Source organism: Streptomyces sp. NPDC003635, from assembly GCF_053587635.1.
On the sequence record NZ_JBSFOK010000034.1, the window covers coordinates 20394 to 45166 of the forward strand.

Annotated in this window: 25 protein-coding genes and 1 other RNA gene; 5 read left to right on the forward strand and 21 right to left on the reverse strand. The window is 70.7% G+C overall.

Annotated features, from left to right (window positions below):
• Positions 1 to 63: 63 nt before the first annotated feature.
• Positions 64 to 666 carry a CGNR zinc finger domain-containing protein gene (locus ACWDRW_RS27520; RefSeq protein ID WP_451726950.1) on the reverse strand — a complete coding sequence of 201 codons (603 nt, stop codon included), beginning with the start codon at positions 664 to 666 and terminating at the stop codon, positions 64 to 66.
• 165 nt (positions 667 to 831) lie between these two features.
• Here ACWDRW_RS27520 and ACWDRW_RS27525 point away from each other — a divergent pair, with 165 nt between their 5' ends.
• Positions 832 to 1314 carry an anthrone oxygenase family protein gene (locus ACWDRW_RS27525; protein WP_451726953.1) on the forward strand — a complete coding sequence of 161 codons (483 nt, stop codon included), beginning with the start codon at positions 832 to 834 and terminating at the stop codon, positions 1312 to 1314.
• Here the strand turns inward: ACWDRW_RS27525 and ACWDRW_RS27530 are convergent.
• The 3 genes from ACWDRW_RS27530 to ACWDRW_RS27540 all read right to left on the reverse strand — a co-directional run bounded on the left by ACWDRW_RS27530 (position 1311) and on the right by ACWDRW_RS27540 (position 4961).
• Positions 1311 to 2471, reverse strand: a complete 1161-nt coding sequence (locus ACWDRW_RS27530; protein WP_451726955.1) for a uroporphyrinogen-III synthase — start codon at positions 2469 to 2471, stop codon at positions 1311 to 1313. The two genes, ACWDRW_RS27525 and ACWDRW_RS27530, sit on opposite strands and share 4 nt — an antisense overlap.
• Before the next feature lie 140 nt (positions 2472 to 2611).
• Positions 2612 to 3994 (reverse strand): nitrate/nitrite transporter, encoded by a 1383-nt coding sequence (locus ACWDRW_RS27535; protein ID WP_451726958.1) that lies wholly within the window; start codon positions 3992 to 3994, stop codon positions 2612 to 2614.
• Between the two features lie 166 nt (positions 3995 to 4160).
• Positions 4161 to 4961 carry a hypothetical protein gene (locus ACWDRW_RS27540; protein WP_451726960.1) on the reverse strand — a complete coding sequence of 267 codons (801 nt, stop codon included), beginning with the start codon at positions 4959 to 4961 and terminating at the stop codon, positions 4161 to 4163.
• An 83-nt stretch (positions 4962 to 5044) separates the two neighbouring features.
• Here ACWDRW_RS27540 and ACWDRW_RS27545 point away from each other — a divergent pair, with 83 nt between their 5' ends.
• Positions 5045 to 5587, forward strand: a complete 543-nt coding sequence (locus ACWDRW_RS27545) for a hypothetical protein (protein WP_451726963.1) — start codon at positions 5045 to 5047, stop codon at positions 5585 to 5587.
• Positions 5588 to 5613: 26 nt separating this feature from the next.
• Positions 5614 to 6114: a hypothetical protein gene (locus tag ACWDRW_RS27550; RefSeq protein WP_451726965.1), complete on the forward strand. Its 501-nt coding sequence runs from the start codon at positions 5614 to 5616 to the stop codon at positions 6112 to 6114.
• On the opposite strand, the gene ACWDRW_RS27555 is transcribed toward ACWDRW_RS27550, so the two are convergent.
• From ACWDRW_RS27555 to ACWDRW_RS27590, 8 genes are all read right to left on the reverse strand, one after another.
• Positions 6097 to 6690, reverse strand: coding sequence for a hypothetical protein (locus ACWDRW_RS27555; protein WP_451726968.1), 594 nt, complete (start codon positions 6688 to 6690; stop codon positions 6097 to 6099). The genes ACWDRW_RS27550 and ACWDRW_RS27555 overlap by 18 nt on opposite strands.
• 8 nt (positions 6691 to 6698) lie before the next feature.
• Positions 6699 to 8090: a hypothetical protein gene (locus ACWDRW_RS27560; protein ID WP_451726971.1), complete on the reverse strand. Its 1392-nt coding sequence runs from the start codon at positions 8088 to 8090 to the stop codon at positions 6699 to 6701.
• Positions 8087 to 8389: a DUF6317 family protein gene (locus ACWDRW_RS27565; RefSeq protein WP_315885592.1), complete on the reverse strand. Its 303-nt coding sequence runs from the start codon at positions 8387 to 8389 to the stop codon at positions 8087 to 8089. Before ACWDRW_RS27565 ends, ACWDRW_RS27560 begins: the two co-directional genes overlap by 4 nt.
• Positions 8386 to 8985: a hypothetical protein gene (locus tag ACWDRW_RS27570; protein ID WP_451726974.1), complete on the reverse strand. Its 600-nt coding sequence runs from the start codon at positions 8983 to 8985 to the stop codon at positions 8386 to 8388. Before ACWDRW_RS27570 ends, ACWDRW_RS27565 begins: the two co-directional genes overlap by 4 nt.
• A 117-nt stretch (positions 8986 to 9102) precedes the next feature.
• Positions 9103 to 10305: an acyltransferase family protein gene (locus ACWDRW_RS27575; RefSeq protein WP_451726976.1), complete on the reverse strand. Its 1203-nt coding sequence runs from the start codon at positions 10303 to 10305 to the stop codon at positions 9103 to 9105.
• Positions 10302 to 12473 (reverse strand): glycosyltransferase, encoded by a 2172-nt coding sequence (locus tag ACWDRW_RS27580; protein ID WP_451726979.1) that lies wholly within the window; start codon positions 12471 to 12473, stop codon positions 10302 to 10304. Before ACWDRW_RS27580 ends, ACWDRW_RS27575 begins: the two co-directional genes overlap by 4 nt.
• Entirely contained in the window at positions 12473 to 13630 is a 1158-nt protein-coding gene (locus ACWDRW_RS27585) for a hypothetical protein (protein ID WP_451726982.1), read from the reverse strand. The genes ACWDRW_RS27580 and ACWDRW_RS27585 overlap by 1 nt, the downstream gene beginning before the upstream one ends.
• A gap of 157 nt (positions 13631 to 13787) precedes the next feature.
• Entirely contained in the window at positions 13788 to 14744 is a 957-nt protein-coding gene (locus ACWDRW_RS27590; protein ID WP_451726984.1) for a LysR family transcriptional regulator, read from the reverse strand.
• An 84-nt stretch (positions 14745 to 14828) separates the two neighbouring features.
• Between ACWDRW_RS27590 and ACWDRW_RS27595 the strand changes: the two genes are divergently transcribed.
• Positions 14829 to 16058: an MFS transporter gene (locus tag ACWDRW_RS27595; protein WP_451726987.1), complete on the forward strand. Its 1230-nt coding sequence runs from the start codon at positions 14829 to 14831 to the stop codon at positions 16056 to 16058.
• On the opposite strand, the gene ACWDRW_RS27600 is transcribed toward ACWDRW_RS27595, so the two are convergent.
• From ACWDRW_RS27600 to ftsE, 7 genes are all read right to left on the reverse strand, one after another.
• Positions 16022 to 16999 carry an extracellular catalytic domain type 1 short-chain-length polyhydroxyalkanoate depolymerase gene (locus ACWDRW_RS27600; RefSeq protein ID WP_451726989.1) on the reverse strand — a complete coding sequence of 326 codons (978 nt, stop codon included), beginning with the start codon at positions 16997 to 16999 and terminating at the stop codon, positions 16022 to 16024. The two genes, ACWDRW_RS27595 and ACWDRW_RS27600, sit on opposite strands and share 37 nt — an antisense overlap.
• A 77-nt stretch (positions 17000 to 17076) precedes the next feature.
• On the reverse strand, positions 17077 to 18084 hold the full coding sequence (locus ACWDRW_RS27605) for a DUF4232 domain-containing protein (protein ID WP_451726992.1): 1008 nt from the start codon (positions 18082 to 18084) through the stop codon (positions 17077 to 17079).
• A 174-nt stretch (positions 18085 to 18258) separates the two neighbouring features.
• Positions 18259 to 18627, reverse strand: a transfer-messenger RNA (tmRNA) gene (gene ssrA / locus ACWDRW_RS27610).
• A 100-nt stretch (positions 18628 to 18727) separates the two neighbouring features.
• Positions 18728 to 19270 carry an SsrA-binding protein SmpB gene (gene smpB / locus ACWDRW_RS27615; RefSeq protein WP_451727100.1) on the reverse strand — a complete coding sequence of 181 codons (543 nt, stop codon included), beginning with the start codon at positions 19268 to 19270 and terminating at the stop codon, positions 18728 to 18730.
• 61 nt (positions 19271 to 19331) lie between these two features.
• The gene (locus ACWDRW_RS27620) at positions 19332 to 20495 is read right to left on the reverse strand and encodes a S41 family peptidase (RefSeq protein ID WP_451726995.1); all 1164 of its coding nucleotides are present in this window, start codon (positions 20493 to 20495) and stop codon (positions 19332 to 19334) included.
• Between the two features lie 68 nt (positions 20496 to 20563).
• On the reverse strand, positions 20564 to 21481 hold the full coding sequence (gene ftsX, locus ACWDRW_RS27625; RefSeq protein ID WP_451726997.1) for a permease-like cell division protein FtsX: 918 nt from the start codon (positions 21479 to 21481) through the stop codon (positions 20564 to 20566).
• Positions 21482 to 21521: 40 nt separating this feature from the next.
• A complete protein-coding gene (gene ftsE / locus ACWDRW_RS27630; protein WP_004000799.1) occupies positions 21522 to 22211 on the reverse strand; it encodes a cell division ATP-binding protein FtsE in 690 nt (229 codons plus the stop codon).
• A gap of 234 nt (positions 22212 to 22445) precedes the next feature.
• Between ftsE and ACWDRW_RS27635 the strand changes: the two genes are divergently transcribed.
• Positions 22446 to 22637: a hypothetical protein gene (locus ACWDRW_RS27635; protein ID WP_451727000.1), complete on the forward strand. Its 192-nt coding sequence runs from the start codon at positions 22446 to 22448 to the stop codon at positions 22635 to 22637.
• Positions 22638 to 22722: 85 nt separating this feature from the next.
• Here ACWDRW_RS27635 and ACWDRW_RS27640 read toward each other — a convergent pair whose 3' ends face one another.
• Both ACWDRW_RS27640 and prfB read right to left on the reverse strand, forming a co-directional pair.
• Positions 22723 to 23319 carry a hypothetical protein gene (locus ACWDRW_RS27640; protein ID WP_451727002.1) on the reverse strand — a complete coding sequence of 199 codons (597 nt, stop codon included), beginning with the start codon at positions 23317 to 23319 and terminating at the stop codon, positions 22723 to 22725.
• 300 nt (positions 23320 to 23619) lie between these two features.
• Positions 23620 to 24726, reverse strand: coding sequence for a peptide chain release factor 2 (gene prfB / locus ACWDRW_RS27645; protein WP_451727005.1), 1107 nt, complete (start codon positions 24724 to 24726; stop codon positions 23620 to 23622).
• Positions 24727 to 24773 lie beyond the last annotated feature (47 nt).

A 24773-nucleotide genomic window follows, 5' to 3' on the forward strand; every position in this document is an offset into this window, starting at 1 on the left:
GTGTAATCGAAATCACTTCGACAGCGGCGGACAGGAAGCGCGCGAAAGGGACTTAACGGATCGTCAGGCGCGGGCGAGCGCCGCCCTGCGCCGATGCCGGGCGACCCGCTCGCGGTTCCCGCACACCTCACTGCTGCACCAGCGGCGCCGGCGCCCGCGCGAGGTGTCGAGGTAGACGATCGGGCAGTTGTCCCCCGCGCACTGCCGCAGCGCGGCCCGGGCGACCGGATCGGTGAGCAGTTCGACGGCGTCCCGGGCGACGGCGGCGAGCAGCGCCGGGCGCTCGGGTGGCCCCTCCAACTCGCGGACGAGGGTGCCGTCCTGAGCGCGGATCGCGCGCGGGGCGGGTGGTGAGGTGCGGGCCGCCTGGTTCACCCGGGCGAGCGCGCGCTCGTACGACGGCCAGGACCTGACCTCGGCCGACAGCGCGCCACGGACCAACTGGTCGACACGTCCCCGCAGTTCCCGGAAGTCGAGGAGCCATGGGTCGTCGGCGTGGGCGAGGGAGGTCCCGGCCGGGACGAGTCCGGACCCCGTGATCCACGCGCGCAACACCTCGACGGAGTCGAGCCGCTCGCCCGGGTGCGTGGTGGCGAGGAGATCCAGACAGAGCCGTCCGGCATCGAAGCGCAGCTCGTACGAGACCGTGGCCGTACCCAGTGCCATGTGCCTGTCACCGCCTAGGGGTCACCCCGGGTCCGGCCCCGGACGAACCGTTCCCTCTAACAGTGCCTTCCCGCTTCCGCGCCCGGAACCCCTAGTGGACGCGTGCTTATGCGGGCGCGCGTCATGGCCATGTCCGGGGCAAGGGGCCCCGCCTTGACTGGACGCATGACGACGAGGACAGCGACTCTCACGGCGGCCACGATCACCACGGGCCTGCTCGCCGGCACGTTCTACGCCTTCGCCTGCGCGGTGATGCCGGGGCTGGCACGCAGCGAGGACGAGGTCTACGTCGAGGTGATGCGGGACATCAACGAGGTCATCCAGAACCCGGTGTTCCTGCTGAGCTTCCTGGGAGCACCCGTCCTGACGGGCCTTGCGGCCTGGCAGCTGCGGCGCGACCGGCGCAGGTGGTGGGTGTGGGCGGCCGCCGCCGCGAACACCCTCGCCCTGCTGCTGACGTTCGCGGTGAACATCCCGCTCAACGACGCCTTGGCAGGGCCGGGTGACCCCTCGGAGCTCCGGGAGGACTTCGAGGGGGCGTGGGTGGCGTGGAACGTGGTGAGGGGGGTTCTGGTGACGGCGGGATTGGGGTGCTTGGCAGCGGGCCGGAGCGCGGGCACCACAGCACACCCGCACTCCTGCGACTAGCCGTCCGCGTACTTCGCGTCCGCCGCCGGATCCAGGGCCAGCCGGTACCCCCGCTTCACCACCGTCTGGATCAACTTCGGCGTACCGAGGGCCGATCGCAGCCGGGCCATGGCGGTCTCGACAGCGTGTTCGTCCCGCCCGGCCCCGGGCAGCGCCCGCAGCAGCTCCGCCCGAGCCACCACCCACCCCGGCCGTCGCGACAACGCCCGCAGCAAGGACATCCCCGCCGGCGGAACCGGCCGCAGCACTCCGTCGACCAGCACGGCGTGCCCGCGTATCTCCACCCGATGGCCCGCCACCGGCAACGCCCGGGCCCGAGCGGGCAGTTCCTGGCACAGCAGCTGAACCAGCGGGCCGAGACGGAAGCGTTCGGGCTGGACCGTGTCGACCCCCCGCGCCTGCAACGGCAATGCGGTCACCGGACCCACGCAGGCCGGCACCACATCGTGGCTCAGCGCCGACAGCAGCTCCGGCAGCAACCCCCGCTCCTCGGCCCGCGACAACAGCGACGCCGCGGCCGGAGCGCTCGTGAAGGTCAACGCGTCCATCCCACGCGTCACGGCGGCGTCCAGCAGCCGGTCCACCGGCGAGATGTCCTCCGGCGGCATCCACCGGTACACCGGCACCCCCACGACCTCCGCGCCCCCGGCCCGCAGCGCCTCCACGAACCCCGGCAGCGGCTCACCGTGCAGCTGTACGGCGATCCGGCGCCCGTCGACGCCCTCCTCCAGCAGCCGGTCCAGCACCTCCGCCATCGACTCCGACGAGGGCGACCAGTCCTCCGTGAGACCCGCGGCGCGTATCGCACCCTTCACCTTCGGCCCGCGCGCGAGGAGTTCCACCCCGCGCAGCCGGTCCAGCAGGTCCTCCCCGAGCCCCCACCCGTCGGCGGCCTCGATCCATCCCCGGAAGCCGATCGCGGTCGTCGCCACGACCACGTCCGGCACCTGGTCCACGATCTCCTTGGTCGCGGCCAGGAGTTCACCGTCGTCGGCCAGTGGCACGATGCGCAGGGCGGGCGCGTGCAGGACGGCGGCGCCGCGTCGCTGCAGCAGCGCCCCCAGCTCGTCGGCGCGGCGCGCGGCGGTCACCCCTACGGTGAACCCCGCGAGAGGGCCGTGTTGCCCTTGGTCGGGCTTGTGCTGTTCGTCGTACATAACTCTCGTCCCGCACTCGAGTCGGTACATGTCGGGTCGCACCCGCATGCACGGGTTCCACCCGCATGCCGATCGAGCCTGTCAACGGTCCGTGACAGGCTCGGTTCGGCTTGATGTCAGCGGTGTTACGTCACACCGGCTCACACCTCGGCATAGCTGAGCTGCGGCTTCGCCTCCGAAGCGGCCGTGGAGGCGTGCGGCTGGACGGTCGTGCGGCGAAGGTATACGGCCCAGGTGACCACGAAGCACACACCGTAGAAGGCGAGGAAGGCGACGAAGGCGCCGGTGCCGGAACCCACCGAGAGGAAGGACTGGCGGAAGGCGAGGTTGATGCCGAGTCCGCCGAGCGCGCCCACCGCGCCGATCAGGCCCATGGAGGCGCCGGACAGGCGGCGGCCGTAGATGGCGGCCTCCTCGCCCTCCAGTCCCTTGGCCAGGGCCTTGGCGTGGAAGATGCCGGGGATCATCTTGAACGTCGAGCCGTTGCCGAGGCCGCTCAGCACGAACAGTGCGATGAACGCGGTGGTGAACAGCGGCAGCGACTCCCGCATCGAGGCCACGATGACCACCGAGGTGGCGGCGGCCATGGCGACGTAGTTCCACAGCGTGATCCGCGCCCCGCCGAACCGGTCGGCGAGCGCCCCGCCGACGGGCCGGATCAGCGAGCCGAGCAGCGGGCCGATGAAGGTGACGTACGCGGCCTGCAGCGGCGTGCGGCCGAACTGGGTCTGCAGGACGAGCCCGAAGGCGAAGGAGTAGCCGATGAAGGACCCGAACGTCCCGATGTAGAGGAAGGACATGATCCAGGTGTGTCCCTCCCTCACCGCGTCCTTGGCGGCGCCGGTGTCGTTCTTCACCGAGGAGATGCTGTCCATGTACAGCGCGGCGAGGACGGCGGCGACCACGATCAGCGGGATGTAGATCCCGAGCAGCACACGCGGCCCACCGCTGGCGCCGATGACCGCCAGGCCGACCAGCTGCACGACGGGCACGCCGATGTTTCCGCCGCCCGCGTTGAGGCCGAGCGCCCAGCCCTTCTTCCGGAGCGGGAAGAAGGCGTTGATGTTGGTCATGCTGGAGGCGAAGTTGCCGCCGCCGACGCCGGCGAGCATCGCGCACACCAGGAAGGTCGTGAACGACGTCCCCGGCTCCATCACGACGAACGCGGCGACCGTCGGCACCAGCAGCAGGCTCGCCGAGATGATCGTCCAGTTCCGGCCGCCGAAGATCGCGACCGCGAAGGTGTACGGCACCCGGACGACGGCGCCGACCAGGGTCGCCATCGAGACGATGGTGAACTTGTCGGCCGGGGACAGCCCGTACTCAGGGCCCATGAAGAGCACCATGACCGACCACAGGGTCCAGATCGAGAACCCGATGTGCTCGGAGAGGACGGAGAAGAACAGGTTCCGCCGGGCGATCTTCTCGCCCTTCTCGTTCCAGAAGGTCTCGTCCTCCGGATCCCAGTGATCGATCCAACGGCCTCCCCTGCTCGCGGCTGGGGCAGTGCTTGGGGCTGTCATGACGCCTCCACGGGGCTCCGGGCTCAGGTCGTACTCCAGGGAGTGGCTGATCCCGAAGGTAGGGAGGGCGCGTTTCCTGCCTGTGGCACTGGGTGACCGGAAAGGAACTTTGCTCTCACCGCAGGAGGAGGTCGGATGAGAGGTTCCCGTGACGGGGGGTGGCGGGTCAGTGGGCCGGGGGCTGCCAGTGGGGGTTCTGCTGGTGGGGGTAGGGCTGGGGCTGCTGGGCGTGCGGCTGCTGCGGGTACGGCTGTGGCGCGTAGGGCTGCTGGGGGTACGGCTGCTGCGGGAACTGCCGGCCGTACGGGGCGGGGCCGCCTTGCGCAACGGCCCCGTAGGGGCTGTTGGCGAACGGGTTCTCCTGCCCCGGCACCCGGACCCCGGCCGGGAGGTACCGCAGCCGACCGGTGGCGTCGTTGACCGCCTGGAAACCGGCCGCCTGGAGACGCGCCGCGAACTTGGCGTTCCGCTTGCGGTTGACGACGAAGGCGATGCCGAGTCCACCGATGAGCAGAGCCTCCAGCACACCGGCGATGACCCAGGTGACGCTCCCCTGACTGGACTGCAGCGCGACGGCGAGACACCCGACGCTGCCGCCGAGCGCCCCCAGCAGCATCCGCTTCTCGGCGCTCTTGCCGGTGAGGTCGAAGTTGATCCGCGCCTTGAGCAGTTCGAAGGCGTCCGGTACGAGGGGCGGTACGGAGACGCCGTCGCCGGCGTTCGGATACTGCGCCCAGTTCTGCGCGGCGCGGGCGCGGGCGTGGGGGCTGTGGTCGGGCACGAGCAGCATGACGAGCGCGGAGTTGTGACTGCCGCCCTGCCGCACGTCGGCGTACTCGTAGCCGAACTGCTGGGCGATGAAGGCAAGCCGGGCCAGCTTCTTCACGGAGGCCATGGGACTGGTCAGCTCGACGGGCTCCCCACTCGCCATCAGCCCCAGCATCTTCCGCACCTGCCGCTTGCTCATCAACACCCTCCCCGTTGTTCACGTGCGCAACGCGGCCAGTGTTCCATGAGGGTCTGACAGCGGGAACCGCGGAAATCGGCGCCGTGACGGCGACCGGCACCTGGGCCCCGGGCGATGCCTCGCTGGGCGCCTTCCTGGCGGAGCGCGACGGCGAACTGACCCGCATCCTGGCCGGCATCCGCGGCCTGTGCGCCTTCGGCCCGGTCTTCACGGCGGTCGTCGGCGAACTCGGGTACTTCCGCGACCACGAAATCACCGCGCCCTCTCTTCTCCTCTGGTCCGGCGGAGTCGAGGGCGTACGGCCCGACCTGGCGCACCCGACGGCCGTGCGCCGCATGTGCCGCACAGGAGCGGACCTCCGGCTGACGGAGTTCCTGCAGGCCCTGATCACGGCGGCGCTGGTGGCGAAGACGGACACCACCCCGGGTGCTCGCGAGCTCGCCGACATCCTGACCCTGGCCACCGACCTGGTGGACGGCACCGGGCACTGCACCCCCGCCACGGCCTTCCGCGCCTGGCGGCTTCGGTGCCTGATTCCCGTACTCCGCCCGGACTCGGGGGCCCCGGAGAGCGGGAAGGCGGGGTTCCGGGCGGATGAGCGGGCCTTGGACGCCGTTATCCTCTAGCGGATCCCACAGGGAGGGGAGAGTCCATGTCCGCCGACTCCACGCCCGAGCGTACGAAGGCGCGGCGCTCGCTCGCCGGGAACCTGGCCTTCGGCGCGGGAGCCGTCGGCGTGCTGGCGACGACGGTGCTCGGGGCGTTCGCGGCCGTGGCGCTGCTCAAGTCGCCGCTGTCCGCCGCCGTGCCCGAGGACGGGAAGCACGCGCTGGTCGTCGGATGCGTCGGGCTCGGTGGCATCGTGGGCCTGATGGTGCCCACCGTGCTGTTCGGCATGGTGCGGGGCACCGAGGACACCCCCCGGGTCGAGCCCGGCGAGGCCCTGCGCAAGATCCTCGCCGTGCTGGTCTTCGGGGCCTGGCTCGTGATCGTGGGCCTGGTGGCCGCCCAGCTCGGTCACGTCCTTCCCCGCGACCTCACCACCACCGTCGCCGTCCTCGCCGTCGGCTTCGGCTGGATGCCGCTCGCCATGGTTCCCTGGGAGAAGCTGGGGCTCGGTGGCATGGTGCCGAGGTCACGCAAGGCGAACTGAGTCGGCCAGTTCGTCGGCCACCTTCGACAGCTCCTCGCCCAGCCCGAGCGACGTCCACAGCAGCCGGCACTCCAGCGCCGTGGCGTAACGGGTCGGCAGTACGTAGTGGGCGATGCCCTCGATGATCACGCCGCTGTCGGACTCCGGTGCCGTGGGTTCCTGGCGGTGGACGCGAAGGGCGGGTCCGAGAGGGAGCTCGACCTCCCTGATGCCCTGCTCTCCCCCGAAGTACGGCCCCTCCGCCCGCCCCGCCTCCGCGCGGAAGGCGGCCAGGCTCCGCGACTCCGGGGGAACCCGCAGCTCACGAACCGTGTAACTGGCGATGATCGCGTCCCGGCGCGGCGCCAGCACGGCGGCGCACAGCGCGCCCTGCCGTACGGCGACGCCCCAGTACCAGAGGAGGTCGTAGGCGAAGGCCGTACGGAGTTCCTCCCCGGCCTCCTCGTCCAGGTGCCGTGCGGCGACGCCGAGCGCCCAGCGCTCGGGGTCCTCGCTGCGCAGGTCCAGCACCAGCCAGTTGTGCGCGGCGGGCAGTTCGACCCGGCACTCGCGCCACTCGTCCGCCGTAGCAGCCATGCCGGTGCTCACACTCCCGCCAGCGAGGCGTCGGAGCCGGTGACGTCGATCTCGGGATCGCCGCCGAACAGCCCGACGAAGCTCCGGGTGTCCGAGCCGGCGCCGGTGGCGGTGCCGCCGAGACCCAGCGAGTTGTAGGCGATGGCCTGCTTGAACGCGTCCGGCGTCCCGATGAAGCTGAGGTCGGCCGGGTCGATGTTCTTGATCCGGGTCAGTTCGTCGACCATGCCGGGACCGGCGTACATGCTGGCCAGACCGCGCGCACCGGCCGCGTTGTAGGCGTCGCGGGCGGCGGAGAAGTTGTCGCCGACCTTGAACAGGTCCCGCCAGTTGCTGCGGATGGTGCCGAGGTCGTCGACGAAGGAACTGGGCAGCCCCCGGAAGGCGGCGCCCAGGGACACATCGGGCAGGGCCGCACCCGGGGTCGCCCCCGCGCGGGCGCCGACCATGGCCTCGACGAGGTCGCGCCGGGCGGCGGAGGAAAGGTTGGGGTGCCAGCCACGGACGTACTGCGTGGCGGCGGTCCAGACACGGCTGCGGCCGACGGTGGCGGCCATCTTGGCGCCGGCGGAGAAGACCCGCCCGATGCCGAACGTGGCCAGCCCGAGCACATCGATGGCGACATCGCCCCAGGAGCCGTCGCCGTTGATGGCGAGCAGCACATGGCAGACGAGCGAGATCGCCGTCATGACGAGGGCGATCGTGCCGAGCACGGCGGCGAGGGCCTGTCCGATGACGGGGATCCACCCGACGACCAGGGCGAGCAGCCCGCACACGGCGGCGATGGCCCCGGCGATGTCGCTGACGAGTTTCAGGGTGTCCCGTAGATCGTCGAGCCAGGAGTCGTTGAGCCCGTCGCCCTCGGTGGTGTCGTGGATCTTCTTGGCGGCCTTGTCCCCGGCCTCCTTGTGCCGGGTCTTGAGCCCGGAGAGCTTCGAGCGCAGCCCGTCGAGGTCGCCCTGCAGGTCGGAAGCCGCCTTGTCGAGCTTCTTCTGGCCGGCGTCGTCGGTCCCCTTGGGCGGGTTGGCGGCGCTGGACTTGGCGGTCGTCAGTTCACCGGCCTTGGTCTCGGCCTGGGTGAGCAGCTTGTCGGCGTCGGTCTGGACCGAGGCCAGCTCGGTGCAGTACTCCCTGAGCGCGGACCCGGCGTCGGCGTACCGGTCGTGCGCCTTGCTCACGTTCTTGGCGGTCTCGTTCGCCTTCTCGGCGAAGGCCCGCCCGGCGTCGGAGTCCCAGCTCTCCAGGTTGCCGATACGGCGGAGGGCGGCGGCGGTGTCGGTGATGGTCTTGGCGGTCGCGGCGAAGCGCCGGGAGAGCGCCTGCATGTCGTGGAGGTCACCGGGGACGGGATCGGCGCTCTCCCCGAGCACCTCCCACCGGTGGTCGGCGGGCCGGGTCACTTCTTCTTCCCCTTGCCCACGAGCGCGTCGTAGAGCGCGGTGTCCAACTCGGTGTACGCCTTGCCCGCCTCATGGGCGAGCGTGCCGAGCCCCTTGATCTCCTCGATCATCTTCTTGCGGTTGTCGTCCCACCCGTCGGAGAACTCCTGAAGCCGCTCGTGCAGGGTCTGATGCCCGACGGTACGGCGGTCGTAGGCGTCCATCAGCTTGTCGAGCCCTTCGAGCTCGGTGGCGACGGTACGCAGCCCGGTACCGGCGGTGCGGAGGTCGTCGGTGGAGACCTTGAGTTTCTTGCTCACGCCGGTATCTCCGTCTCCTCGGTCGGCTGATGCCAGCGCAGGGTCCCGGCCACGGCGTCGAAGAGTCCGACCATGGCGTCCGCGATGGGCTCGAGAGGCGTGCTGAAGGTGAGGAGCAGCACCTCGTCCCGCTCAGGAACGGGCACGAAGTACTCCACGATCGTGTCGTCGAACTCGGTTCCCAACTTGCGGGACTGCTTGGGCCGCTCACGCCGGAGCAGCCGCGCGGCGACCCCGGCGGCGGGCAGCTTGACGGGCTCGACCTCCCCGGAACCGGCCAGCGCGACAACGGCATCGAGACTGTCGAACTTCTCGAAGAGCCGACAGACGAGGAGGGAGGCGGAGAGCGGAATCCCCCCGGCTTCGAGGAACGACAGGTAGAGCACGACGCCTCCCTGCTCCACCCCCGCCTCCGCGGCCCCGAGCAACTGCTCCTCGGCCTTGCGCCGCAACACGGGCTGATCATCGACCCCGGCGAACTGCCGCTTGATGAGCGCGGCGACGGACGCCTCCATCCGCTCCCGCGGCTGAAGGGGGATGCGATACCAGTCCTCGGGCGTGATCAACCCGAACACGGGCGCCCGCGTGTCGGTCATGGAGGGCTCCTGGTGGCGCAAACGTGACGGCAGAGATCAGCGCCACGCTATCGGCTCCCACGCCACGCAGGAAGCGCGTCCGTGCCACAGCGCAGCTGTCGCCGGGCGCCTCACGCGTCACGCCCGGCGCCTGCTGCCGCCCCGCTTCACCCCGTTCGGCCACAGCCTCGGCCGGCGTTGTGCCGCGAGGTCCTCGATCCAGCCCACCGCAAGGATCGTGAGGCCGATCAGGGGCCAGACCAGGAAGAACATCCAGATCAGGTAGGTGGAGTCCAGGGCCGCGACCGCCTGTTCGCCCTGCATGAAGGGGAGTTCGTAGAGGTTGTCCAGGATCGGGACCGTGGCCATGATCAGCATGTTGTGCCAGAGGTAGATCGTGACCGCCCGGTTGTTGGAGAGGGTGATCAGCTTGTCCCATCTCCGCAGGCCGCCCGGGAGTTCCTGCCAGGACGGGCTGTAGATCAGCAGGATCACCACGAAACCGAAGGACCACGACGCCTGGGCCAGCGGGATGTCGTTCAGGTCCCAGCCGTCCGGGCCGAGGTGACCGGAGGCCCACCACAGGCCGAAGGCCATCAGCAGCGAGGAACAGGACACCGCGACGTAGCGCGGGATCCGGGCCAGCAGCCCCTCGTGGTGAGCGAAGCCCAGAACCCAGCAGCCGCCGTAGACCGCGAAGTCCGTGACCGCGTTGCCCGTTTCACCGGGGATCGTCACCACTCCCGTGCCGACGATCGCCGTCAGGCCCAGCGGGGCCAGCAGCGTCGGCCAAGGGGCCCGGCGGAAGCACCACAGCAGCAGCGGGGACGCCACCACGAACCACAGATAGGCGCGCAGGTACCACAGCGGCCCCGCGGCCTGCACCGCCCACGAGTCCTCCAGCAGGCCCGACTGCGAGCCGATGTGCCAGGGGAAGGGCGGTGCGCCGATCGGGATGATGTAGTTGACCAGCTCCAGCAGCGCCCAGGTCGGGCTGTCCTCCGTGTTCTTCGTCGGGTTCCAGCCGCCCGCGAACATGAGCGTCAGCACCACCGCGCTGAACGCCCACAGCGGCGGCAGGAGCCGGCGGACCCGGCCCTTGATCACGCCCCACGCCGGGCGGTTCAGGGAGCGGGCCATCAGGGACCCGGCCAGCGCGAACATCACGCCCATCGACGGGAACAGCACCGTCAGCCAGGCCCAGCCGAAGAGGTGGTAGACGACCACGCGTACCAGGGCTATCGAGCGGAGCAGGTCCAGGTAGCGGTCCCGGACCGGGCGGGCGGGGGCCGCCGGGGGCTCCACCACGTCGTACGACTGCTGCGACATCTCCTGCGTCATCCCACCGGCCTCCGATCCCGGCTCGCGACCGGACCGCCCGGCGCCTCGACCACACCCGTCCGCCGCAGCTTCTGCCAGCGCAGCCGGCCACCCGTGAGCGCGGTGATCCAGGACTGGAGCAGGACCACGTACATCAGCTGGCGGTAGAGAATCTGCTGGAGCGGGAGCGAGATCAGGTGCGTCATCCGCTCCTTGTCCAGGCGGAACGCGTACGCCGCGCACACCGCCTGGATGGCCAGCACGCCCAGCCACGCCACGATCGTCTTCTGCGTCGGGCCGAAGACCAGGCCGTACAGCAGGAACACGTCGATCAGGGGGGCCAGGAGCGGCGCCAGAACCATGAACAGCGAGACCAGCGGCAGGCCCACCCGGCCGAAGCGGCCCGACGGACCGCTCTCCACCAGGGCCCTGCGGTGCTTCCAGATCGCCTGCATGGTGCCGTAGGACCAGCGGTAGCGCTGGGACCACAGCTGCTGGACCGTCTCCGGGGCCTCGGTCCAGGCGCGGGCCTTCTCGGCGTAGACCACGCGCCAGCCGTCCCGGTGCATCGCCATCGTGATGTCGGTGTCCTCGGCGAGCGTGTCGTCGCTCATGCCGCCGACCCGTTCCAGAGCCGTGCGACGGAAGGCTCCCACCGCCCCCGGGATCGTCGGCATGCAGCGCAGCATGTCGTACATCCGGCGGTCCAGGTTGAAGCCCATCACGTACTCGATGTGCTGCCAGGCGCCGATGAGGGAGTCCCGGTTGCCGACCTTGGCGTTGCCGGCCACCGCGCCCACGCGCGGATCGCCGAAGGGCTGGACGAGCTCACGGACCGTGGACGGCTCGAAGACGGTGTCGCCGTCCATCATGACCACGATGTCGTAACGGGCGTTCGCCAGGCCCCTGTTCAGCGCGGCCGGCTTGCCCGCGTTCAGCTGGCGGATCACCCGGACGTTCGGCAGGCCCATCGCCTCGACGATCCGCGCGGTGCCGTCGGTCGAGCCGTCGTCGATGACGAGGATCTCGATGGGATGCTCGCTCGCCATCAGGGAACGGACGGTGTTCTCGATGCACTTGGCCTCGTTGTACGCGGGCACCAGCACCGACACCGGTTCCGTCACCGGCGGACCCCAGCTGAAGCCGCGCCTGCGCACCCTGCGCGCGTGCGCGCCGGACAGGACGAGCATCAGTACGAACCGGCTGATCACCAGGAAGCCGATGATCGCGAGCCCGACCACCAGCACGGCGGTGATGTTGTCGGAGGCCTGGACCAGGAAGATCCACGCCTTGCCCTTCCACAGGTCGATGCCGCTGACCCGGCTGTGCGCGCTGGGCGCGCCGAGGGCCTCGGTGAGGTTGTCGAACTCGTAGCCCTTGGCCTGCATGTCCGGCAGGAACCGGTCCAGGGCCTGCACCGTCTGGTGGCGGTCGCCGCCGGAGTCGTGCATCAGGACGATCGCGCCCTGACCGCCCTTGGGGGTGGCGCGGCGGATGATCTCGTCCACGCCCGGCTTGCGCCAGTCCTCGCTGTCGGTGTTGTTGACGACCGTGATGTAGCCGCGGGAGCCGATGTACTCGGTCACCGGCCAGGACTTGTTGTCCATGGCGGCGGAGAAGGAGGAGTAGGGCGGGCGGAACAGGGACGTGCGGATCCCGGCCGCGCCGCTGATCGCGAGCTGGTTCTGGGACAGCTCCCAGTCGATGCGTTTCTTCGACTGGTAGGAGAGGTCCGGGTGGTTGAAGGTGTGCAGGCCGATCTCGTGGCCCTCGTCCACCATGCGCTCGACGAGGTCCGGGTAGCGCGAGGCCATGGTGCCGGTGACGAAGAAGACCGCGTGCGCGTCGTACCTCTTGAGCACGTCCAGGACCTTGGGCGTCCACTCGGGGTCGGGGCCGTCGTCGAAGGTGAGGACGAGCCGGTGGTCCGGCATGTCCATGGTCTGGGTGCGGCCACCGCGGGCGTCGATGACCGGGCCGCCCTTGAGCACCTGCTCGGGGACGCGGTCGGACGCGGTCGCGGGGCGGACGCGGTGGTCCGCCAGGATCTCGCTGTGCACATATCCGCGCAGCATCAGCATCGCCATCAGCGCGGCGAGGACGAGCGTGGGCAGGAGCAGGCGCATGGGCACGCGGCGGCGCCTGGGACCGTCGGGGGAGATACCCCGGCGGCTGGTACGGGAGGCCATCAGAGGGTGTGCTCCGGGGACGGGTCGTTCGGGGTTGCGGCGGGGTTCTCTGCGGCGACCGCATCGGTGCCGGCGCCTCCGGCGTCGCCACCGCCCTCGGTCGGAGTCGGTTCCGACGTGGGCTCGCCGGTCTCCGTCGGGGTGGGGTCGGGGTCGGGCGTGGTCCCCGTCTCGGTGGGGTCGGGGTCGACGGGCGTCGGGTCGAGGTCCGGCGTCGTCGGCTTCGTCGCGGTCGGTTCGGGGTCGGTGCCGGTGCCCGGTTCCTCGGTGGTGGCGGAGGCGTCCGGCGCGGTGGCGTCGGCCCCCGGGGAGGGGGTCACTCCGTCGCTGACGGAGGGGGAGGCGCCGGGGGTCGCTCCGCCGGCACCGCCGGCCGGCGCCGACTCGGCGGGCAGCGGCGAGGTGTCCACCCGGCCGGCCGGGGTGTCCTGCCTCGGGTCCTGGACGGGGAGCCAGGGCGCGTTGGAGTTGCCGGACAGCACGGTGGCGACGATGACGACGGCGTAGACGGCGCAGGCGAGCGCGACGACCATGCCGAGCCGCCGGTACCGGCGGCTGCGCCGGCCGGACTCGTCCACGAACACGGGCCCGTCGGAGCCCTCCGCGCCCCCGCCGGCGGGACCGCCCTTGGCCGCCCGCAGCGAGCCGTCGAGCTGAAGTCCGACGCCGTCGAGCTGGATGGTGACCTCGTGCGGGTCATGGGCGACCCCGGCCTCGGGCGCCTCACCCCACGGGTCGCGGGCCCCGGTGGCGGGCGCGGCCGTACGACCCACGGCGTCGAGAGCGGTGGTGTTGCTCACAGCTTCCGGGGCGGTCGTACGAGCCACGCCCTCGGGGGCGGTCGTACGGCTCACCGCACGCGCGGCTCCGTCGCGGGGCGTGAACGCCTCCCCCGCCGCCTTGCGCCCCGCCGTCCTCGGCAGCGCCTCGGTGCGATCGAACCGGTCGAACGCGGACAGCAGTTCCGTCAGATCGGCCTCGGAGGATCCCTCCGCGACCTTCGGCAGCACCGTCGTCGCTTCGGCGTCCGGCGCCGCCGTTCTGTTCCCGGCGGTCTCCGGAAACGCCTGGGTGGCACCCTGCGCCGTTGGATTCGTCTGAGTGCCGGATGCCGCCTCGGGCCACTCCGGTTGGGCGTCTTCTCGCCAATTGTTCACGCGCACACATCCCCCCACGGGACCGTTCCGGGTGCGCGTACGACACTGAGCACCCGTCGATCGTCACCGGGCCCCCACCCGGTCCGAGCGCCCCCTCTAGCACACTGTGCTCAGGCCAAGAATGTAGCGCACGAGTGAGTTCCGTGTTTGCCGCGTGTCAGTTGTGGACCCGCATCGTGACTTTGTCACTGTCCGGAATCCATGCTTCAGCGGCTGGATTCAGCCACTCGTGCTCCGCGGCCAGCTCCGCCGCCGCCCGCCGGAGGGCCGCGAGCCCGGGGTGCACCAGTCCCCTGCGCCACACCAGCGACACCGGTGACAGGGGGACGGGGTCGGTCAGGGGCCGCAGCACCGAGGCGGGCATGGCGGGGAAGTCCACCACGGCGAGGACCGGGGTACGAGTCTTGGCCATGATCCGCCGGAATTCCTCGTGTCCGACGGCGAGCGGAGCGGGGGCCGCGATCTCGATGCCGCGCCCCTCGAACAGCTGCCGCGCGAGGTCCGTCCACTCCGGGGTCCGCGGATTCCCGGCGCCCGCGTAGACCGGGGAGCCCGCCAGCGCGGACAGCGGCACCTCGGCCAGCTCCGCCAGCGGATGGTCCTCGGGAAGGATCACCGCCATCGGCTCGTAGCGCACGGGCTGCTGCTCCAGGCCCGCCCGCAGCGCCGGCGCCAGGCCCGCGAACCGCCCGAAGGACACGTCCAGGCGCCCGGCGAGCAGGTCGGCCGCGGCTCCCGTCAGACCACTCTCGTAGCGGGCCATCAGCTCGCACCCGGACGCGAGCTCGCGGGCCCGCTCCAGCACCCGCGTCCCGGTGCCGAGGCCGGGGGAGTTCACGTCGACCAGCAGCGGCCGGGCCTGCCCGAAGGCGGCGAGCAGATCGTCCTGCGCCGCGAGCGCCCGCCGGGCGTGCGGCACCAGCCGCTCGCCGTCCGCCGTCAGCGTCACCTGCCGGGTGGTCCGGACGAACAGCTCGGCGCCCAGCTCCCGCTCCAGCCGCCGTACGTCCCGGCTGAGCGCCTGCTGGGCGACGTAGAGCCGGGCGGCGGCGCGGGTGAAGTGCAGTTCCTCGGCGACCGCGAGGAAGGCGCGCAGGAGGCGGGGATCGGGCATGACGGGGAATTTACAACGCGGGCGGGTGAATCCGTACGGAGAAGGTGTTGGACCCCTTGATCCACTCCGGGCCACGGTAGGCGCATGCCACACCAGTACCTCCGCCTCTTCGCGATACCCGGCGCCCGGGCCTTCACCGCCGGAAACCTCATGGCCCGCCTGCCCATGGGCATGTTCAGCGTGAGCGCGGTCCTGATGATCGCCGGGACGCGCGGGTCGTACGCCCTCGCCGGCGCCGTCGTCGCGACCGGGCTCGCGGCGACCGCACTGGTCGCCCCCTGGACCGCACGGCTGATCGACCGGCACGGACAGGCCCGCGTCGCCCTGCCCGCCACCCTCCTCGCGACCCTGGGCGCCCTCGCGCTGGTGCTGTGCTCGCGCCGGGGCGCCCCCGACTGGACCCTGTTCGCCGCGTACGCCGCCACGGCGACCACCCCCAACATCGGCGGCATGGCTCGCGCCCGGTGGGCCCATCTGCTGAGGGGCGATCCGGCCGCGCTGCACACCGCGAACTCCTTCGAGCAGGCGGCGGACGAGCTGTGCTTCATGCTGGGGCCGGTCCTCGCGGCCTTCCTGTGCGGCACGTGGTTCCCGGAGGCCGGCACCCTCACCGCAGTGGTCCTGCTCGTGACGGGCATGGCGCTGTTCACCGTCCAGCGCTCGACCGAACCGCCGGTCCGGCCGGGGACGACGCCGACGCGCCCCCCGTACCGGGCCCCGGGCATGCCCGCGCTGCTCGCCGTGTGCCTGGCGATGGGCGCGGTGTTCGGCACCCTGGAGGTCGTCACGATCGCGTTCGCGGACGAGCAGGGGCACCCCACCGCGGCCGGCGCGGTCCTCGCCCTCCAGGCGGGCGGCTCCTGCGCGGCGGGGCTGCTCTACGGCGCCCTGAAGCCGGGCGTCGGCGCCGAGCGCCGCTACCCGTGGTGCATCGCGGCGATGGCCCTACTGCTGACCCTCCCCCTGCTCACCGCGTCCCTCACCGGCTCCCTCGTCCTGCTGGCGGGCGCCCTCCTGGTCTCCGGCATGGCCACCGCGCCGACGATGATCACCAACATGACCCTGATCCAGGAGCGCACCCCCGAGGGCCGACTCAACGAGGGCATGACCCTGGCGGTGACCGGCCTGCTCGGGGGCATCGCCCTGGGCAGCGCGGCCGGCGGCTGGGTCGCGGAGCACGTGTCGGCGCGCGCGGGGTACGGGGTGCCGGTGGCGGCGGCCTGCGTGGCGCTGCTGCTCGCGCTCACGCAACGGACGCACGGGCTCCGGCGGTTCGGTCAGCCGTCGAGCCCCCAGGCCAGCCCGAGCCGGTAGGCGGCGCAGAGGTTCACGTCGAGGAAGTGGGCCCCGGCCGTCCCGCACTGCGTGTCGCCGCTGCCCGGGTCGACGGGCTGGCCGTGGCCCATGCCGGTGACGCTGTAGGTCTCGACGACGGGGGTGCCCGCGGCGTCCCGGTAGACCTGGTGGGGGTATCCGGCCACGGAGTCGGTCACGTCGGCGGTCCGATCGGCGCCGTGGACGTCGGTCCACTGCTCCACGAGGTCGGCCATGTTGACGGGCTTCACGGTGTAGTCGGCGGTGCCCTGCAGGACGGTCAGCGTGGGCCAGGGCCCGCCGTACCCGGGGCGCGCCGCCCGCACCCGGTCACCCCACTGGTCCGGGGTCTGGGTGGCACCGACGTACATGCACACGTACGGCGACCCGGCGGCCTGCGCGCAGCCGTAGGGCAGCCCGGCGACGACGCCGCCGGCGCGGAACTTCTCCGGGTACGCGGCCATCATCACCGAGGTCATCCCGCCCCCGGCGGACAGTCCGGTGACGTAGACCCGTGCCGGATCCCCTCCGGAGTCGGCGAGTTGCCGGTCCACCATCTGCGCGATCGACGCGGCCTCGCCCTGGCCGCGCTGGATGTCGCCGCTCTGGAACCAGTTGAAGCAGTTGGAGAGGTTGTTACCGCTCTGCTGCTGCGGCAGGACGACGGAGAAGCCCCAGCGGTCGGCGAGTTGGGGCCAGCCCGTGCCGGTGCCGTACCCGGCGGCGTTCTGGGTGCAGCCGTGCAGGGCGACCACGACCGGCCGCCCCGCGGGCAGTCCGTCGGGGACGTACCGGTACATGCGCAGGGCTCCGGGGTTGCCGCCGAACCCGGTGACCTCCTGAAGGGAGGCGGCTGACGCGGGCGTGGGGGTGAGCAGGAGGGCCAACAGGGCCGTCAGGACGGCGAACAGGGGCAGGGTCGCGGCTCTGGTCTGTGTCATGGGGAGGGACCGTAGAACCGTGAACGACCCCGGGATATGGAGCCGGACCCCATAGGCGGGGCCTGTGGAGTGGGGCCTCAGGACTGCGGAGTCGAGAGGGTCTCGTCCTTCGCCCAGGCGCTGACGCCGAGTTGGCCCGTGGTCCCGAGGTCGAATTCCGGGATGACCATGACGGGGGCCGCTCCCGGCTTGGCGTGGACCCGGGCGTAGGGAGCGTTCACGGGGGTTCCGGACTGGGTGGTATTGCGCCAGGCGAGGGTGGCGCGGGCGGCCTCGCCCGGTTCGAGGGTCACGGGGCGCGCGGTGTCGTCGCCGAGGCCGGTGCTGATCCGCGCGGTGCCCTGGAGGATCCGTACCCCGTCGACCGACGCGTGGTCCTCGTCGAGGAGTTCGATCTCCGGGTAGCCGTTGAGCGCATAGGGGTTGTCGCCGCAGTTGACGAGGTGCAGGCCCACGGCGCGCAGGCCCATGGCGGCGTCTCCCTGGTCCGCGTACACATGGAGCCCGGACTCGGGGCAGGGGCCCGACGCGGTCGAGGCCTCGGCGACCGGCACGCTGCGCACCTTGACGACCGAGATCCCGGACACGTCGGACGGCGAGCCCGTCGACTCCGCCGCCCGGACGACGGTGCCCTTGACGGTCTTGCCCGGGCCGACCGACTCGACCGTCCGCTGCCCATGGTCGGTCCCACCGCCGACACCGCCGCGGAAGCCGAAGGTGATCGTGTAAGTCGCCGCCTGCGCACCGCGGTTGGTGACCTCGAAGTCGGCGGAGACGTCCGCCCCGGCACAACCGCTGTCCGGGCCCCAGGCGTACAGGCCGGTGATCCTCACCTCGTCGTCGGCCGTGCCGTCGGCGGGCGGAAGCGGCAGCGCGGACGGGGTGCCCGAGGGGATGGCGGTGGCGACGGGCGCCTCGGCGGTCGGTGCGCCGTACTGCGGCTGGTCCGAGGGGCACAGGGTGCCGGCGGACACCGGCCCACCCTCGCTCCCGGTCGGCGTCGAGTCCCCTTCCTCCGTTCCGCAGGCGGCGAGCAGCAGGGCACCGGCGAGGACGGCCGGGACGGCGCGACGGGGGTTCGGCATCCGCCCACCTCACCAGGCGACGATCACCGCGAGCTGTGACCGGCGCCACATCACACGTCACAGGGCTGTCACAGACCCCCTGCATCACACAGCTCACGTGGGGACACACATGACAAAGGCCCCGCCGCGCGAAGCGACGGGGCCTGTGCCCACATGGGGTACCCCCGGAGGGGTTGGTGGAGATGGCGGGAATCGAACCCGCGTCCAACGGTGCGGAATCAGGGCTTCTCCGTGTGCAGTCCGGTACGAGTTTCTCGGCCCTCCGGATCACCCGGACAAGTCCGGAACGGGCCCAGTCACTGTTTGATTTCCCTCTTCACCCCGTGACCGGGATCAAGGTTTAGTCCCCTAGCTGATGCCAGGATCCGGGTCGGGAACAGCCCCGGGCTGACACTTCGCGAGTCGCTACTTAGGCAGCGAGGGCGAAGGAATCGCGCTTGGTGTTGGCGATTATTGGTTTCGGCCTGTGGTTTACGAGATCATGGCCGCTTCCTCGACACGCTTCCCCTGCTTCGACAGCCGCTGTCGAAACCGATCATCCCCATGTTGTTTTTTCAATCCCCCGAAGGGGCCGCGCACCCTCGGTGAGGTGCAGTGCCATCGTACGTGACCAACGCGGGCGGATGCCACCGTATTCCCGGCGTCAACCCGCCCGCTGCCTGCGCTTCGCCGCCGCGATGGCGCGGTCCGACTCCCGCCGGTCCTGCTGCTCGCGCAGGGTCTGGCGCTTGTCGTACTCCTTCTTGCCTCGCGCGAGCGCGATCTCGGCCTTCGCGCGACCGTCCTTGAAGTACAGGGCGAGCGGCACGATGGTGTGACCCGTCTCCCCCGCCTTGACCTCCAGCTTGTCGATCTCCTCGCGGTGCAGCAGCAGCTTGCGCTTGCGGCGCGCGGAGTGGTTGGTCCAGGTGCCCTGGGCGTACTCCGGGATGTGGGCGTTGTGCAGCCACGCCTCACCCCCGTCGACCTGGACGAACCCGTCGACCAGCGAGGCCCGGCCCTGGCGCAGCGACTTCACCTCGGTGCCGGTGAGGACGAGACCGGCCTCGAAGGTGTCGATGATCGCGTAGTCGTGCCGGGCCTTCTTGTTCTGCGCGACGATCTTGCGCTTGCCGCCCTTCTCGCCGTCCTTGGCCTTGGCGGCCGCCCCGCCCTTCTTGGGCTGGGCCTCCTTGGGTACGTACATTCCCTTGCTCATAGTGCCGTCCATTTTCGCACTACGGAGGGGGTCGGCGGAAAGCCGATTTCTATCGCGGCGCCAAGCCGCTCAGCACGGTCTCCGCCTGCTCCAGCGTCCGCGCGTCCGCCTCCAGGTCGGGCGTGAGGCCGTGACCGTCGACACCGCGTCCGGAGGGAGTGCGGTAGTGCCCGACGGTCAGCTCGGCGACGGACCCGTCGGGCAGTCGGCTCGGCATCTGGACCGAACCCTTGCCGAAGGTGCGCGAGCCCACCACGACCGCGCGGCCGCGGTCCTGAAGGGCGCCGGTGACCAGCTCGGCCGCGCTCATCGTGCCGCCGTCGACGAGCGCGACCAGGGGTCGGGTGGTGTCCCCGCCGGGCTCGGCGTGCAGGGCGCGCTGCTCGCCGTCGACGTCGTAGGTGGCGACCAGGCCGCCGTCGAGGAAGGCGGAGGCGGCGGTGACGGCCTCGGTGACCAGGCCGCCGGAGTTGCCGCGCAGGTCGAGGATGATCCCGGCGTCGGCGGGGGCCTGCCGCAGGGCGGTGCGTACGGCCTTGCCGGAGCCCTTGGTGAAGGAGTCGACCCGGATCACGGTGACCCCGGCGGCGAGGCGGCGGGCGGTGACGGAGTCGGTGGACAGCTCCGCGCGGCGCACGGTCAGGCGCCACACGCGCGTGCCGCGCTCCAGACCGAGCTCGACCGCCGTACCGGCCGCCGCGTCGGTGGCGTCGCCGCGCAGTAAGGAGACGACCTCGGTGACCGGCCGCCCGTCCACCCGCTCGCCGTCGACGCTGCGCAGCCGGTCCCCGGCCTTGATCCCGGCGGCGGCAGCGGGCGACCCGGCACGCACCTTGGTCACCTCGATACGGCCGTCCCGCTCACGTCGCGCCCACAGTCCGACGCCGGTGTAGCGGCCGTCGAGGGCCTCCTCGAACTCCTCGTACTCGCCCTCGGAGTAGACGGCGCCCCAGCGGTCCCCGCTGCGGCTGACGGCGCGCTCGGCCGCCTCCATGGGGGACTTTCCGTCGGCCATGGCCTCGGCGGCCGCCTCGGCGACCTGCTCGTGACGGGCGGCGGTGGTCGAACGGGCCGTCCCCGGCGCCGACTTCCGGTCGGGGCCGGGCAGGGATCCGGTGGCCGCCCCGGCGACGAGCACACTGGCGAACACCAAGGTCAGGGCGGCCCCGCGGCGAATGCGACGGGGCTGGCAGAACAGGTCACGACCTGACATGCCGGTGAGTCTAGGACAACACGAGGGGCCGTACGGTCGGTTGACCGGACGGCCCCTCTTGGCAAGAGTCACACCTTCAGGTACTTGCGGAGCGCGAAGAACGCCGCCAACGCGGGCATCAGGAAACTCGTCACGAGGATGAGCGGCAGATACTTCAACACCGCGTCCCAGCCGATGAAGTTGATCAGATTCAGCTTCTCGGACAGGGCCAGGCCGTGGTCGATGATGAAGTACCGCGCGACCACCAGGAACCCGCAGGCGACCGCGCCGCCGATGAGACCGGCGACCGCCGCCTCCATGATGAACGGCGCCTGGATGTAGAAGCCCGAGGCGCCGACCAGGCGCATGATCCCGGTCTCGCGCCGCCGGCTGAACGCCGAGACGCGCACGGTGTTGACGATCAGCATCAGGGCGACGACCAGCATCAGCGCCATCACCGCGCGGGCGGCCCAGTTCATGCCGTTGAGCAGCTCGAACAGGTTGTCCAGGATGCCCTTCTGGTCCTGCACCGACTGCACCCCGTCACGGCCGTCGAAGGCGGTGGCGATGACCTGGTACTTCTCCGGGTCCTCCAGCTTGATCCGGTACGACTCCTGCATCTGGTCCGGCGTGAGGGAGCTGGCCAGCGGGGAGTCGCCGAACTGCTCCTTGTAGTGCTTGTACGCCTGGTCCTGCGACTCGTACGTCACCGTGTCGACGACGTTCATCTTGTCGAGGTCGGCGAGGATCTCCTTCTTCTGGTCCGCGGTCACCGCGCCCTTGGCGCAGTTGGGGTCGGACTCGGCGTCGCTCTTGTTGCAGAGGAAGATCGAGACGTTGACCTTGTCGTACCAGTAGCCCTTCATCGTGCTGACCTGGTCGCTCATCAGGAGCGACCCGCCGAACAGGGCCAGCGACAGGGCGACGGAGACGATGACGGCGAACGTCATCGTCAGATTGCGGCGGAGACCGACACCGATCTCGGAGAGTACGAACTGGGCGCGCATGGCGTCTGCTTCAAGCCTTTCCGTGGAACTCGCTGCGGTCTCAGTGCTGGTAGCCGTAGACGCCGCGGGCCTGGTCGCGGACGAGGCGGCCCTTCTCCAGCTCGATGACGCGCTTGCGCATCTGGTCCACGATGTTCTGGTCGTGCGTCGCCATCACCACGGTGGTGCCGGTCCGGTTGATCCGGTCGAGCAGCTTCATGATGCCGACGGAGGTCTGCGGGTCGAGGTTGCCGGTGGGCTCGTCGGCGATCAGCAGCTTGGGCCGGTTCACGAAGGCCCGCGCGATGGCGACGCGCTGCTGCTCACCGCCGGACAGCTCGCCCGGCATCCGGTCCTCCTTGCCGCCGAGCCCGACGAGGTCGAGCACCTGCGGCACGGACTTGCGGATCTCGCCGCGCGACTTGCCGATGACCTCCTGGGCGAAGGCGACGTTCTCCGCGACCGTCTTGTTCGGCAGGAGCCGGAAGTCCTGGAACACCGTGCCCAGCTGGCGCCGCATCTGCGGCACCTTCCAGTTGGACAGGCGCGCGAGGTCCTTGCCCAGGACGTGCACCTGACCGTGGCTGCACCGCTCCTCGCGGAGGATCAGCCGCAGGAAGGTGGACTTTCCGGAGCCGGAGGACCCCACGAGGAACACGAACTCGCCCTTCTCCACTTCCAGGGAGACATCCCTGAGTGCGGGGCGGGTCTGCTTGGGGTAGACCTTGGATACGTTGTCGAATCGGATCACGGATGCACCACGGGTCGCCGGGGGTAGATGAGCGTGACCATACGCGAGTCGGGTGCGGGAGCGCAGGCACCGGTAGGGGTTGCGCAAGGGTTGTGCGGATTTGTTCCGGCTGTGAGAGCACCCCTTCGGGAGCGCCCAGGCAGCCTGCGGAGGAACCTGGCACAGTAGAGAGGGGAACGTTCCGCGACCCTGAGGCGTTCTCCCACCGGAACACTCGGAAGAAGGGCGAGGCGCATGACGTACGACCGGCTGGTGTGCGCGAACTGCGCGGCGCCCGTGAACGAGGGCCGCTGCCCGGTCTGCCGGGCCAACCGCGAGCGGCTCCAGCAGGAGAACCCGCTCGCGAACCTGACCCCGATGACGCTGATCGCACTGCTGGTGATTCTCATCGCGGCGGTCGCGCTGCTGGCGCACCAGACCGCGTAAGCCCTGTTCGAAGCCACGACGAAGGGCCCGGAGCGTCTCGCTCCGGGCCCTTCGTCACACACGGTGCGCGTGCGTGCGGCTACCGTCAGGCGGCCGCACCACCGCGGCCGCTCACCAGGCGCGGGAGCACCCGGAAGCCGACGCCACCGGCGATCATCGTCGCGGCGCCGATGATCAGGAACGTCGTCTGCGCGGCACCGGTGTCGGCGAGCTCCTCACCGCTGCCCTGGGCGGAGGTGTCGGAGGCGGTCTCGTCACCGGTGTCGGTCAGCGAGGAGGAACCCTCCTGCTGGGCGGAGTCACCGGCACCGCCGTCGGGGTCGGTGTTGTTGCCGTTGCCGTTTCCGTTGCCATTCCCGTTGCCATTACCGTTGCCGTTGCCCGGGTCCTCGGTGGGCGCGGCGGTGGTCGGGTCCTCCGAGGGCTCCTCGGTGGGCTCGGTCGGCTCCTCGGTGGGCTCCGTCGGCTCCTCGGTCGGCTCCGTCGGGATGACGGTCGGCTCGGTCTCGGTGGGCTCCGGCTCGGGCTCGGTCTCCGTGGGATCGGGCTCGGGCGTGACGCAAATACCCAGATCGTCACAGACGTCGGCGGAAGCGACACCCGCGGCGGAGATCGTGGCACCAGCCGCTATCACGGCACCGGCCGCGAGCCGGGCGACACGGATCCGCGTCTTCTTGGTCATGTGGTTGCTACCCCCAGTAGCTCATCGTCAGTGAGGCGGCGCTCGGGGGCGGTGATCGACGGGGGTGGTAGCTGAACTCACGCCCCCCGGTTCACATGCGCCCCGGAGATACGCATGCCGCGCTTCACCCTTCCCATTTTTCAAAGCAACGTCAAGGCCGTTGCGTACGCCATGTCCATGTACGGGTTTTTTGCCGCTGGATGGAGTCCGTGAGTGTGATGTAAAATCCAGACATCAGGGAACAGAAAAGGCAACTGCCGCCCGGACGGCGGCAGTTGCCTTGTCGACAAAACGCTTCGCTTACTTCTCCTGCTGCTTGCGCCAGCGAATTCCGGCCTCGAGGAAGCCGTCGATCTCACCGTCGAGCACGGACTGCGGGTTGCCGACCTCGAACTCCGTCCGCAGGTCCTTGACCATCTGGTACGGGTGCAGGACGTACGAACGCATCTGGTTGCCCCAGGAGTTGCCGCCGTCGCCCTTGAGGGCGTCCATCTTGGCCTGCTCCTCCTGGCGGCGCCGCTCGAGCAGCTTGGCCTGGAGCACGTTCATCGCGGTGGCCTTGTTCTGGATCTGCGACCGCTCGTTCTGGCAGGAGACGACGATGCCGGTGGGGAGGTGGGTCAGGCGCACCGCGGAGTCGGTGGTGTTGACGCCCTGGCCGCCGGGCCCGGAGGAGCGGTAGACGTCCACCCGCAGCTCGGACTCGTCGATCTCGACGTGGTCGGTCTGCTCGACCACGGGCAGGACCTCGACGCCGGCGAAGGAGGTCTGGCGGCGCCCCTGGTTGTCGAAGGGCGAGATCCGGACCAGCCGGTGCGTGCCCTGCTCCACGGAGAGCGTGCCGTAGGCGTAGGGCGCCTGCACGGAGAAGGTGGTCGACTTGATGCCGGCCTCTTCGGCGTACGAGGTCTCGATGAGCTCCGTCTTGTAGCCGTGGCGCTCGGCCCAGCGCAGGTACATGCGCTGGAGCTGCTCGGCGAAGTCGGCGGCGTCGACGCCACCGGCCTCGGCGCGGATGTTCACCAGCGCCTCGCGGGAGTCGTACTCGCCGGACAGGAGGGTGCGCACCTCCATCTCGTCGAGCGCCTTCTTGACGGCGGTGAGCTCGGACTCGGCCTCGGCACGGGTGTCCGGGTCGTCCTCCTCGTCGGCCATCTCGAAGAGCACGGCGAGATCATCGATCCGTCCGCGCAGCGCTTCCGCCTTCCTGACCTCGGCCTGGAGGTGGGAGAGCTTGCTGGTGATCTTCTGCGCCTCGTCCGGGTTGTCCCACAGGGAGGGCGCGGCCGCCTGCTCCTCGAGCACGGCGATGTCTGCCCTCAGCTTGTCGAGGTCCAGAACGGCCTCGATCGACTCCATGGTCGAGGAGAGGGACTTGAGCTCTTCGGATACATCGACGACTGCCACGCTCCCAGCGTAACGGCTACCGCAAGCGACCTCGGCCGGAAGGTGCC

Coding starts and splice junctions, on each gene's coding strand:
- ACWDRW_RS27520 (WP_451726950.1), bottom strand. CDS start 666: ATGGCACTGGGTACGGCCACGGTCTCGTACGAGCTGCGCTTCGATGCC.
- ACWDRW_RS27525 (WP_451726953.1), top strand. CDS start 832: ATGACGACGAGGACAGCGACTCTCACGGCGGCCACGATCACCACGGGC.
- ACWDRW_RS27530 (WP_451726955.1), bottom strand. CDS start 2,471: ATGTACGACGAACAGCACAAGCCCGACCAAGGGCAACACGGCCCTCTC.
- ACWDRW_RS27535 (WP_451726958.1), bottom strand. CDS start 3,994: ATGACAGCCCCAAGCACTGCCCCAGCCGCGAGCAGGGGAGGCCGTTGG.
- ACWDRW_RS27540 (WP_451726960.1), bottom strand. CDS start 4,961: ATGAGCAAGCGGCAGGTGCGGAAGATGCTGGGGCTGATGGCGAGTGGG.
- ACWDRW_RS27550 (WP_451726965.1), top strand. CDS start 5,614: ATGTCCGCCGACTCCACGCCCGAGCGTACGAAGGCGCGGCGCTCGCTC.
- ACWDRW_RS27555 (WP_451726968.1), bottom strand. CDS start 6,690: ATGGCTGCTACGGCGGACGAGTGGCGCGAGTGCCGGGTCGAACTGCCC.
- ACWDRW_RS27570 (WP_451726974.1), bottom strand. CDS start 8,985: ATGACCGACACGCGGGCGCCCGTGTTCGGGTTGATCACGCCCGAGGAC.
- ACWDRW_RS27575 (WP_451726976.1), bottom strand. CDS start 10,305: ATGACGCAGGAGATGTCGCAGCAGTCGTACGACGTGGTGGAGCCCCCG.
- ACWDRW_RS27580 (WP_451726979.1), bottom strand. CDS start 12,473: ATGGCCTCCCGTACCAGCCGCCGGGGTATCTCCCCCGACGGTCCCAGG.
- ACWDRW_RS27590 (WP_451726984.1), bottom strand. CDS start 14,744: ATGCCCGATCCCCGCCTCCTGCGCGCCTTCCTCGCGGTCGCCGAGGAA.
- ACWDRW_RS27595 (WP_451726987.1), top strand. CDS start 14,829: ATGCCACACCAGTACCTCCGCCTCTTCGCGATACCCGGCGCCCGGGCC.
- ACWDRW_RS27600 (WP_451726989.1), bottom strand. CDS start 16,999: ATGACACAGACCAGAGCCGCGACCCTGCCCCTGTTCGCCGTCCTGACG.
- ACWDRW_RS27605 (WP_451726992.1), bottom strand. CDS start 18,084: ATGCCGAACCCCCGTCGCGCCGTCCCGGCCGTCCTCGCCGGTGCCCTG.
- smpB (WP_451727100.1), bottom strand. CDS start 19,270: ATGTACGTACCCAAGGAGGCCCAGCCCAAGAAGGGCGGGGCGGCCGCC.
- ACWDRW_RS27620 (WP_451726995.1), bottom strand. CDS start 20,495: ATGTCAGGTCGTGACCTGTTCTGCCAGCCCCGTCGCATTCGCCGCGGG.
- ftsX (WP_451726997.1), bottom strand. CDS start 21,481: ATGCGCGCCCAGTTCGTACTCTCCGAGATCGGTGTCGGTCTCCGCCGC.
- ACWDRW_RS27635 (WP_451727000.1), top strand. CDS start 22,446: ATGACGTACGACCGGCTGGTGTGCGCGAACTGCGCGGCGCCCGTGAAC.
- ACWDRW_RS27640 (WP_451727002.1), bottom strand. CDS start 23,319: ATGACCAAGAAGACGCGGATCCGTGTCGCCCGGCTCGCGGCCGGTGCC.